Origin of the sequence: Streptomyces sp. NPDC035033, from assembly GCF_040636735.1 — a bacterium.
GTDB lineage: Bacteria > Actinomycetota > Actinomycetes > Streptomycetales > Streptomycetaceae > Streptomyces.
Genome location: NZ_JBEZUZ010000033.1, coordinates 58,407 through 68,361, shown reverse-complemented (window position 1 = coordinate 68,361; position 9,955 = coordinate 58,407). Strand labels below are relative to the sequence as shown.

Sequence of the window (9,955 nt, the reverse complement as noted above, 5' to 3'; positions counted from 1 at the left end):
GTCCCCGCCGCCGCGCGGACGACGGCGCCGTCCCGCCAGCGGGCGCCGACCGCGAACAGCGCGTCGGTCACCGGGTTGTCGAGGCCCTGGAGGTTGCGGCCCCGGGAGGTCCAGCCGCCGCCGAGGGCGGTGAGCAGCTCCGTGAGGACGGCGGGGGTGTGGCTGCTGTAGTAGGCGCCGCCCTGGCCGCCGAGGAGCAGCGGGTCGTTGCCCGCCACGCGCGGGAGGCCCGGGTCCGTGCGGTACGCGGGCCAGCCGTCGGCCGCCGCGAGGGCCGCCGCCCGGCGCCGCTGCTCCGGGCCGTACGGCGGGTAGTCGTCGAGGTGCGCCGGGCGCGCGCGGTCCGCGTGCGCGGTGGTGGCGGCGGCCTGGCCGAGGAGGGTCCCGGTGACGAGGACCGCGGCGAGGACCGCGTACCGGCCGCGGCGGGGGAGCGCCAGGGCGCCCGCCGTGGCGGCGAGGCCGGCGAGGCCGAGCAGGAGGGCCGGGCGGGTGGCGAGCCCGCTGGGCAGGGCGGCGGCGGTGAGGGCCGCCACCACCGCGCACCCGGCGGCGAGGGGCCGCCGGCCCGGCGGGCCGTGCGCGAGACCGGCGTGGGCGGCGAGCACGAGCGTCCCGGCGAGGACGAAGGTCTGCCGGTAGGGGCTGCCGTTGGGCGTGGCGAAGAGGTGCCACACCAGGTGCGTGGGCCCGAACTGGAAGGAGGCGGCGACGGCGAGGACGAGCACGGTCCACACCCACCGCTCCCGCACCGGCACGTCCCGCCGGAACGGGAGGGCCGCGACGAGCAGGAGCACTCCGGTGCCGACGAAGGCGGCGGGCGTGGCGAAGCCGTACGTCGCCGGCAGCAGCCGCGCCAGCGCGTCCGCCGTCCCGGCCGGCGCGAAGTCCCGCACGACCCCCGGGTGCGCCTGCCGGGTCGACAGCAGGACGGGCACGAGGACGGGCGCGGCCAGCCCCACCCCGAGGACCGTCGTGACGGCGGCCCGCAGCAGGACCCGGGGGCGGAGGCCGCCCGTCGTCGTCACCAGGCGGGCGGCGAGGAAGAGGGCCGCGCCCAGGGTCGCCATGTAGGCGGTGTAGAAGTTCGCCGTCCAGCAGACGGCGACGACCAGCACGGCCGGGAGCGGGCGGACGCCCTCCCGGGCCCACTCCGCGACCAGGCACAGCAGCGGGAAGGCGATCAGGCCGTCCAGCCACATCGGGTTGTACGTGCCCTCCACCAGCGACCAGCCGCACAGGGCGTAGGCGGCGCCGAGGAAGGCCGGCCACCACGGGGCGGGGGCGGTGGAGAGGCGGCGCAGCAGGAAGGCGGCCGCGGCGGCGGCCAGGGCCGTCTTCAGGAGGGTGAGGCCGTAGACGGCGTACTCGACGCCGGAGCGCGGGGCGAGCGCGACCAGCGGGGCCAGCGGGCTCGACAGGTAGGTGCCGTAGTCGGGGAGGAAGCTCGTGCCCCAGCCCGCCTCCCAGGTCAGCAGGAGGCCGCCGTCGGCACGGCCGTGCAGCAGGTCCCACAGGTGGGCGTGGAAGGGGACGAACTGGTTCGCCAGGTCGTTCACGGACCGGTGGCGCGGGCCGAAGGGGAAGACCCGGGCGGCCGCGTCCCCGGCGGCGACGGCCGCCACGGCGAGCAGCCCGGCGAGGGCGCAGGCGGCGGCGGTGGCGCGGCGCGGGGCCTCCGGGGCCGGGGCCGGCGGGGGCGCGGTGGGCGCGGGAGTGAGCGGGACGGTTCGCATGGCGGGTCGAATATCGCAGCGCTCCGGGGGCCGCGGGCGGCCGCCGGGGGGCAGTTCACGCAATGGTCGCCCCGGCGTCACCCCGGCGGGGCGGGCGGGACACCGGCCTGCCCTTGGGTGTCGGATGTGCTGCTCTCTCTCGTCGTCCCCTGCTTCAACGAGGAGGACGTCCTCGCTCGTTTCCACTCCCATGTGACGAAGGAACTCGACTCCCTGGAGGGCGAGTTCGAGATCGTCTACGTGGACGACGGAAGCCGCGACCGGACCCTCCCGATCCTGCGGGACCTCGCCGCCGCCGACCCCGCCCGGGTCCGCTTCGTCTCCTTCAGCCGCAACTTCGGCAAGGAGGCCGCCATGCTCGCCGGGCTGCGGCACGCGGCCGGCGACGCCGTCGTGATCATGGACGCGGACCTCCAGCACCCGCCCGAGCTGGTGCACCGGATGGTCGCGCTGCACGCCGAGGGGTACGACCAGGTCGTCGCCCGCCGCACCCGCGAGGGCGACCGGGTGACCCGCACCCTCACCGCCCGCCTCTACTACTGGGCGATCAACCGGCTCGTCGACGTCGAACTCGTCGACGGCGTCGGCGACTTCCGGCTGCTGTCCCGGCGCACGGTCGACGCGATCCTCGGCCTCGGCGAGTACAACCGCTTCTCCAAGGGCCTCTTCTCCTGGGTCGGCTTCCGGACCACGACCTTCGCCTACGAGAACGCGGTGCGCGAGGAGGGCCGGTCCAAGTGGACCTTCGGCAAGCTCCTCAACTACGGCCTCGACGGCCTGCTCTCCTTCAACAACAAGCCGCTGCGCGCCGCCGTCTACCTCGGCCTGCTGCTCGTCTCGCTCGCCCTCGCCTACGCCGGCTGGATCGTCGCCGACGCCCTCGCCCACGGCGTCGACACGCCCGGCTACGTCACCCTGCTCGTCGCCGTCACCGCCCTCGCCGGCGTCCAGATGGTCATGGTGGGCCTGATCGGCGAATACGTCGGCCGCATCTACTACGAGGTGAAGCGCAGGCCGCACTACCTGGTGGCCGAGACGCACGCGGGCCGCGAGAAGGAGACGGCCCGGACCGACACCCGGGCGGCGGGTGCCTCGTTGTGGGAGACGGTCGTCCGGAAGTGACCCCCGTTCCGCGGTGACGCGGAAGTTGTCCCCGCGAAGGAGTGGCTACGGTCCCGGCGACTCCCTACCATCGATCACCGCAAGGTCGTCCAACTGACGCACGACCAGCCCGGGAGGCTCCTTTGCACCGCCGCGACCGCCGCCACGACCGTCCCGCACGCCGCCGCACCGCACTCGCCCTCTCCGCCGCGCTCCTCGCCGCGGCCCCGCTGCTCACCGCGTGCGGCGGCGACGCCCACCCCGGGGCCGCGGCCGTCGTCGGGGGCGAGCGGATCGACGTCTCCAGCCTCCAGGCCGAGGTGAGGACGGCCCGGGACGCGCAGTCCGCCTCCCCGCAGGCCGCCCAGCTGATCGCCGCCACCGGCGACCTCGGCCGGCAGAAGCTCAACGGCATGATCTTCGACCGGATCCTCGCCGAGGTCGCCGACGAGCAGGGCGTCACCGCCACCCGCGCCGAACTCCAGCGGACCCGCGCGGCCTTCGTCCGCGAGAACGGCGGCGAGGAGGGCCTGGAGGCCGTCCTCCTCCAGCAGCAGGGCGTCGCCCCCGCCCAGATCGACGACGTCGTCCGGCGCAACGTCCTCATGACGAAGATCATCGAGAAGCTGGGGATCGCCGAGACCCCCGAGGGCCAGCAGAAGCTCCAGGAGGTCTTCGCCACCGCGTCGAAGTCCCTCGACATCGACGTGAACCCCCGCTACGGCTCCTGGGACGACGGCAAGGTCCAGCTCGCCGGCGGGCCCGCCGGCGCGGCCTGGCTCCGTCAGGCCGCCGCCCCGGCCGACGCCGCGGGGGCCGGGCCCGCCGCGGGGTAGGTTCGGAGGGTGACTTCCGAGAACCCCGGCCGCGTCGTCCTGCTCACCGCCAGCCACCGGGTGGCGCCCGGACTGCTGTCCTGGCCCGCCTGGCAGGCGCTGCGCGGCGCCGACCGGGTCCTCTGCCCCGACGAGGACCACCCCCAGCTGCCGTACCTGCAGGAGGCGGGCGTCGCCGTCGAGCACGCCCGCCCCACCGCCGAGGAGCTGGTCGCCGCCTGCGCCGGGGGCCGCACCGTCCTCGTCCTGCCCTCCGGCGAGGGCGACCGGGGCCTCACCGACGGCCTCGCCCGGCTCGCCGGCTCCGGCCGCACCGCCATGCCCGACCTGGAGCTGCTGCCCGGCTCGTACGACCTGCCGGGCGCCCGCCTCCTCGACCTCGTCCAGGTCATGGACGTCATCCGGCGCCGCTGCCCCTGGTCCTCGCTCCAGACCCACCAGGGGCTCGCCAAGTACGCCATCGAGGAGGCGTACGAGCTCGTCGAGGCGATCGAGGCCGGCGACCGGCACGAGCTGCGCGAGGAGCTGGGGGACGTGCTCCTCCAGGTCGTCTTCCACTCCCGGATCGCCGAGGAGGACGCCGAGGAGCCGTTCTCCGTCGACGACGTGGCCGGCGCCCTCGTGGAGAAGCTGATCCAGCGCCACCCGCACATCTTCGGCGACGAGACCGCCGAGACCCCCGAGGACGTCCGGGCCCACTGGCTGCGCGCCAAGGCGGTCGAGAAGGGACGGGAGTCCGTGACGGACGGGGTGCCGGTCGGGCAGCCGGGCCTCGCGCTCGCCGCGAAGCTCGCGAGCCGCGTCCGCACGGCGGGCCTCGACGTGCCCCTCCCGAAGGGCCACGGCGTCGGCTACGAACTGCTGGCCCTCGCGGCCCGCGCCGAGTCCGAGGGCGTCGACCCGGAGGCGGCCCTGCGGGCGGCGGCCCGCGCGTACCGGGACGCGATCAGGGCGGCGGAAGGCGTCTAGGCCGTCTCTTCCCGGTCGTGCCGGGCCCGCTCCGGAAGGAACGGCCTAGAAGGCGTGCGGGGCCCGGGCCGCCGGGTCGTGCCAGCGGACCGCGGGGGGCTCCAGGAGCCATTCGGCGCGGGAGGCCGGGCGGGCGGCGAAGCGGCCGGCCGGCGGGAGGACGTCGTGGCGGACGCGGGCCGGGTCCGTGCCCAGCTCGGCCAGGACCTCGGTGACCTCGGTGAGGAAGCCGGGCGGGCCGGCCAGGTGGACGTCGTGGTCCGGCCAGCGGCCGCAGGCCCGCAGCGCGGTGAGGAGGCGCTCGGTCGCCTGGTCGCGGGGGTGGCGGGGGGCCGAGGTGATGGGGGTGACGTTCAGGCCGGGGAGCCGCGCGGCCAGCCGGTCCAGGTCGTCGCGCCCGTACAGGTACTCCCGGGAGCGGGCCACCACGAAGATCCGGCCCTCGGCCGCCGGGTCGTCCTCGGCCGCCTCCTCCAGGAGGGCCTTGACCGGTGCCCAGCCCGTACCGGCGCATATGTAGGTGCGCAGCCCGCCCGGGGCCGTCCGGGCGGTCGCCGCCCCGCCGGCGGCGCTCAGCCGCAGGACCTCGCCCGGCCGGACCTCCTCCACCAGGGCCGTGCTCATCGCCCCGCCGCGGATCCGGCTCACGTGCAGGTCCACGGTGCCGTCCTCGCGGGGGGCGTTGCCGAGCGAGTAGGTGCGCCACGCGCGGGGGACCCGGAGCGAGCTGACGCCGGCGTACTGGCCGGGGAGGTAGGGGTACGGCCGGCGGGGGCGGAGGGTCAGCACGGCCAGGTCGTCGGCGTGCCGCCGGTGCCCGACGACGTCCGCGTCCCACCAGGCGGGCTCCCCGGCCGCCGCGGACTCCTCCGCGCCCCGCAGCATCACCTCGGCGACGTGCGCGTACGCCTCCGACCACGCCTTCTCCGCCGCGACCGTCCACGCGGGCCCCGCGGTGTGCGCGAAGGCGGCGAGCAGGCTCTCGCCGACCGCCGCGTACAGGGCGGGCGTGGCGAGGAACTTGCGGTGGTCGCGGCCGAGCCGCCCCAGGTAGGCGGGCAGGCCGGGGTCGTCGAGGCCGGTCACCACGTGGGCGAGCGCGGCGAAGAGCCGGTCGCGCTGCGGGACCATGTCCTCGGGGAAGAGCGCGCGCACGCCGGGGTTGCGCCAGAAGAGGTGCGAGTAGAAGTACGTGACGGCGTGTTCGGCCCGTCTCTCGACGACCGCGAACGTGCTTCTGAGCAAGGGGAGGTCCACGCGGGGAAATCTAGGGCACGGGCCGTCACGGCGTGATCACGGGACGGTGATGACGTCAGGTCGGCCGGAGGGGCGCGAGGGGCGCGGGGGACCGGACTGTACGGTCGGGGAGTGAGTGAAGGACCCGCCCCGACGCCCGGTACGCCCGATTCCCCCGGCCCGAGCCCGAGCCGGGGCCCGCGTACGGATCCGAGCCCGGCCCCGGCTCCGGCCTCCTGCCCCGTCTCCGGCTCCAGCTCCGGGGCCGTAGGCAGCTCCGGGGCCGGCGGCGGCTCGGGTCCGGGGGGCGCCGGCGGGCCGGTGCCCGAGCTGTTCAGCTGGGAGTTCGCGAGCGATCCGTACCCGGCGTACGCCTGGCTGCGGGAGCACGCGCCGGTGCGCCGGACCACCCTGCCCAGCGGGGTCGAGGCGTGGCTCGTCACCCGGTACGCGGACGCCCGGCAGGCCCTCGCCGACCAGCGGCTCTCCAAGAACCCGGTGCACCACGCCGAACCGGGCAAGACCGGCATCCCGGGCGAGCGCAGCGCCGGGCTCATGACCCACCTCCTCAACATCGACCCGCCGGACCACACCCGGCTGCGGCGGCTCGTGTCGAAGGCGTTCACCCCGCGCCGGGTCGCCGCCTTCGCGCCGCGCGTGCAGGAGCTGACGGACCGGCTCATCGACTCCTTCGCGGAGCGGGGGAGCGCCGACCTCATCCACGAGTTCGCCTTCCCGCTGCCCATCTACGCCATCTGCGACATGCTCGGGGTGCCCGCCGAGGACCAGGACGACTTCCGGGACTGGGCCGGGATGATGATCCGGCACGGCGGCGGGCCGCGCGGCGGGGTGGCGCGGTCGGTGAAGAAGATCCGCGGGTACCTGGCGGAGCTCATCCACCGGAAGCGCGAGACCCTGCGGGAGGAAGGCGCGGACGACCTCATCTCGGGGCTCATCCGCGCCTCCGACCACGGCGACCACCTCACCGAGGCCGAGGCCGTCGCCATGTGCTTCGTGCTGCTCTTCGCCGGCTTCGAGACGACCATCAACCTGATCGGCAACGGGACGTACGCCCTGCTCCGGCACCCGGAGCAGCGGGCCCGGCTCCAGGCCTCGCTGGCCGCCGGGGAGACCGGGCTCCTGGAGACCGGGGTGGAGGAGCTGCTGCGGTACGACGGGCCGGTCGAGCTGGCGACCTGGCGGTACGCGACCACCGGCCTCACCATCGGCGGACAGGCCGTCCCGGCCGGCGACCCGGTCCTCGTGGTGCTCGCGGCGGCCGACCGCGACCCGGACCGCTTCGGCGCGCCGGACACCCTCGACCTCGCCCGGAAGGACAACCAGCACCTCGGCTACGGGCACGGCATCCACTACTGCCTGGGCGCGCCGCTCGCCCGCCTGGAGGGGCAGACCGCCCTCGCCACCCTCCTGACCCGCCTGCCGGACCTGCGACTTGGCGTCGATCCGGGCGAACTGCGGTGGCGCGGAGGGCTCATCATGCGGGGATTGCGCACGCTTCCGGTGGAGTTCACCCCATCCGCACCCCCGCGGCACAGGTGACGTCGTGTCAGAAATGTGATCTTCGCGTGATCGCGGTGCCATCGACTTGTGACGGACGTTCGAATGCGGCTACGTTCGCGCCAACGTTCGGCCCCGCCTCGGCCGTCCCCGCCGTCCCCGCCGTCACGCGAAAGGCCCCGAGATGCTTTCCGGAAACGGACGACACCGTCGACCCCGCCAGGCACCCGCGCTCGTCGTCACCGCGGGAGTGACCGGATCCGCCATGGCGCTGCCGCTGCTCGCCACCGGCTCCGCCTCCGCCGCCGACGCGCCCACCTGGGACCGGGTCGCCGCCTGCGAGTCCGGCGGCCAGTGGAGCGCCAACCTCGGCAACGGCGCCTTCGGCGGCCTCCAGATGACGCAGGAGGCGTGGGAGCGGCACGGCGGACTCTCGTACGCCCCGAGCCCCGACCTCGCCAGCCGCGCCCAGCAGATCGCGATCGCCGACAAGGCGCTCGTCGCCGGCAGCACCGACTGGGCGACCTGCGCCCCCATCGCGGGCCTGGAGAACGACGGCGTGGCGCCGGACGTCCGGCCGGGCCCCGCCGTCCCGCGGGAGGACGAGGGCGGAGTGGCGCCGGAGTCCGGCCGCACCGCGGGCGCGGACGCGGCCGCGGAGGAGACGGTGGAGCGGGCCGGGGCGGCCGCGACGCCCACGGAGCGGGCCGGGGAGACGGAGCGGGCGACGGCGGGGACCGGTACCGCGCCGGCCGCGCCCGCCACCCCGTCCGCGCCGGCGACCACCGCCCCCGCGGGGACGGCCACGCCGCCGCCGGCGGCCACCGCCCCGGACGCCCCGGAGGCCCCCACCGGCACGCCGGACGCCGCCACGGGCACCCCCACCGCTCCCGTCACGCCGCCGGACGCCTCCGTGAGCCCCGTGGCGCCCACCACCCCCGCGACCCCCGGTACGGACGGGTCTGACGCGGCGTCGGCCGCGCCGGGGACGGGCAAGCACCGGGGCGAGGCGGCCCCGGAGGAAACCGGCGTAACGGACAACACCCAGGAATCCGGGCGTCATGCCGCAGGTGCGGACAAGGTCACCTCGACCACCGTCAACGCGGACACAAGTGACGCCTACACCGTGCGGCCGGGTGACAGTCTGTCGGAGATCGCACAGGAGAACGATCTTCCCGGCGGCTGGGACGCCCTCTACGACGCCAACCGCCGTACGGTCGGGGCCGACCCGGATCTCATCCTCCCTGGTCAGAGCCTCGAACTGACGACCCCTCCGACGGAGAAGTGAGCCCGTTTCAGGGTTGAATGTCCGATTTTGGGAAAGTGAGACATGGGTCTCTTCGTCCCAACTGGCGTGTCACGTCCGCAAACTTTGCTTCCGTCAGCTCTCACCTGCGCAAACGAGGGCCGACGGAAGGCAAGTAAGGGCGATTTGTCCGTCGTGAGCCTCTTTGAACTTCGAGCAGGTGTGTGTCTACGGTCGTCACCGCTCGCCACCGCGGGCCCCGTCGACCGAAACGCCGAGTCCTGCCGTCGGTCGCCGGGAACTGTCGTCGCGAAAGCGCCGCAGGCAGGAGTGGGGGACCCAAGGTTCGTGCCGGTCCCGGCCGTCCGGAAGGACGGCCGAACGACCGGCTAGGGGTGAAGCCGCGCGCAAGGACGCGTGGCCGGGCGACTCTTCCAGCCCGAACCCGACAGCTCACCTCACAGGCGTCGGTGAAGAGGAAACTCCATGCTGTTCTCCGGCACGGGCAAGCGTCGTCGTCCCTCCAAGGCCACCCGCGTCGTCGCCCTCGTCGGCGTCACCGGTGCCGCCGTCGCCGCTCCGCTGATGGCCGCCGGCACCGCCTCGGCCGCCACCGCCTCCGAGTGGGACCGCGTCGCCCAGTGCGAGTCCGGCGGCAACTGGTCCATCAACACCGGCAACGGCTACTACGGCGGCCTCCAGTTCTCGGCCTCCACCTGGGCCGCGTACGGCGGCACCGCCTACGCCGCCACCGCCGACCAGGCCAGCAAGTCGCAGCAGATCGCCATCGCCGAGAAGGTCCTCGCGGGCCAGGGCAAGGGCGCGTGGCCGAGCTGCGGCGTGGGCCTCTCCGGCGCCTCCTACGACGGCGGCTCCGCCGAGGCCGCTCCGCAGCAGCAGAGCACCCAGCAGCAGAGCACCCAGCGGCAGAGCGCCCCGGAGCGCTCCGCCGAGCAGCCCGCCACCCGCAGCGAGCAGCGCCAGGCCCCGCAGCGCGCCGCCCAGGCCGCCCCGAAGGCCGCCGCCAAGAAGACCGTCACCACCCCGACCGGCAAGAAGGTCGCCAAGGGCGACGGCGAGTACAAGGTCGTCGCCGGCGACACCCTCAGCAAGATCGCCCAGGCGCAGGGCGTCGAGGGCGGCTGGGCGAAGCTCTTCGAGCTGAACGAGGACGTCGTCGAGGACGCCGACCTCATCTACCCGGGTCAGCAGCTCCACCTGAAGTGACCCCCGCGGCCCCGGTGAGTCCGGCGGCTCACCGGTGCCCGACAGCCCTCCCGCGGTGACCACCCCGGTCCCGAGCCCCCTTCCCC

General features: G+C 75.2%; 8 protein-coding genes and 1 riboswitch. Of the genes, 6 read left to right on the top strand and 2 right to left on the bottom strand.

The features are described from left to right. On the bottom strand, window positions 1-1,736 hold a 1,736-nt coding region (locus AB0E83_RS16140; protein WP_362111097.1), incomplete at its 3' end, for a YfhO family protein. Window positions 1,737-1,862: 126 nt separating this feature from the next. Here AB0E83_RS16140 and AB0E83_RS16135 point away from each other — a divergent pair. From AB0E83_RS16135 to AB0E83_RS16125, 3 genes are all read left to right on the top strand, one after another. Then, complete coding sequence (locus AB0E83_RS16135) at window positions 1,863-2,858, top strand: glycosyltransferase family 2 protein (RefSeq protein ID WP_362111094.1); 996 nt, start codon at window positions 1,863-1,865, stop codon at window positions 2,856-2,858. A gap of 122 nt (window positions 2,859-2,980) precedes the next feature. Further along, complete coding sequence (locus tag AB0E83_RS16130) at window positions 2,981-3,673, top strand: SurA N-terminal domain-containing protein (RefSeq protein ID WP_362111091.1); 693 nt, start codon at window positions 2,981-2,983, stop codon at window positions 3,671-3,673. A gap of 9 nt (window positions 3,674-3,682) precedes the next feature. Further along, on the top strand, window positions 3,683-4,642 hold the full coding sequence (locus AB0E83_RS16125; protein WP_362111089.1) for a nucleoside triphosphate pyrophosphohydrolase: 960 nt from the start codon (window positions 3,683-3,685) through the stop codon (window positions 4,640-4,642). Between the two features lie 45 nt (window positions 4,643-4,687). Here AB0E83_RS16125 and AB0E83_RS16120 read toward each other — a convergent pair whose 3' ends face one another. After that, window positions 4,688-5,899 (bottom strand): globin domain-containing protein, encoded by a 1,212-nt coding sequence (locus AB0E83_RS16120; protein ID WP_362111086.1) that lies wholly within the window; start codon window positions 5,897-5,899, stop codon window positions 4,688-4,690. Between the two features lie 300 nt (window positions 5,900-6,199). Here AB0E83_RS16120 and AB0E83_RS16115 point away from each other — a divergent pair, with 300 nt between their 5' ends. From AB0E83_RS16115 to AB0E83_RS16105, 3 genes are all read left to right on the top strand, one after another. Further along, window positions 6,200-7,438 carry a cytochrome P450 gene (locus tag AB0E83_RS16115; RefSeq protein ID WP_362111083.1) on the top strand — a complete coding sequence of 413 codons (1,239 nt, stop codon included), beginning with the start codon at window positions 6,200-6,202 and terminating at the stop codon, window positions 7,436-7,438. Window positions 7,439-7,661: 223 nt separating this feature from the next. After that, window positions 7,662-8,684, top strand: coding sequence for a transglycosylase family protein (locus tag AB0E83_RS16110; RefSeq protein ID WP_362111080.1), 1,023 nt, complete (start codon window positions 7,662-7,664; stop codon window positions 8,682-8,684). 264 nt (window positions 8,685-8,948) lie between these two features. After that, window positions 8,949-9,124: riboswitch (cyclic di-AMP (ydaO/yuaA leader) on the top strand. Window positions 9,125-9,128: 4 nt separating this feature from the next. Beyond that, window positions 9,129-9,869: a transglycosylase family protein gene (locus AB0E83_RS16105; RefSeq protein WP_362111077.1), complete on the top strand. Its 741-nt coding sequence runs from the start codon at window positions 9,129-9,131 to the stop codon at window positions 9,867-9,869. Window positions 9,870-9,955 lie beyond the last annotated feature (86 nt).

What these genes read in the sequence shown, in the direction of transcription:
- AB0E83_RS16110 (WP_362111080.1), top strand. Translation starts at nt 7,662, where the DNA reads ATGGCGCTGCCGCTGCTCGCCACCGGCTCCGCCTCCGCCGCCGACGCG.
- AB0E83_RS16105 (WP_362111077.1), top strand. Translation starts at nt 9,129, where the DNA reads ATGCTGTTCTCCGGCACGGGCAAGCGTCGTCGTCCCTCCAAGGCCACC.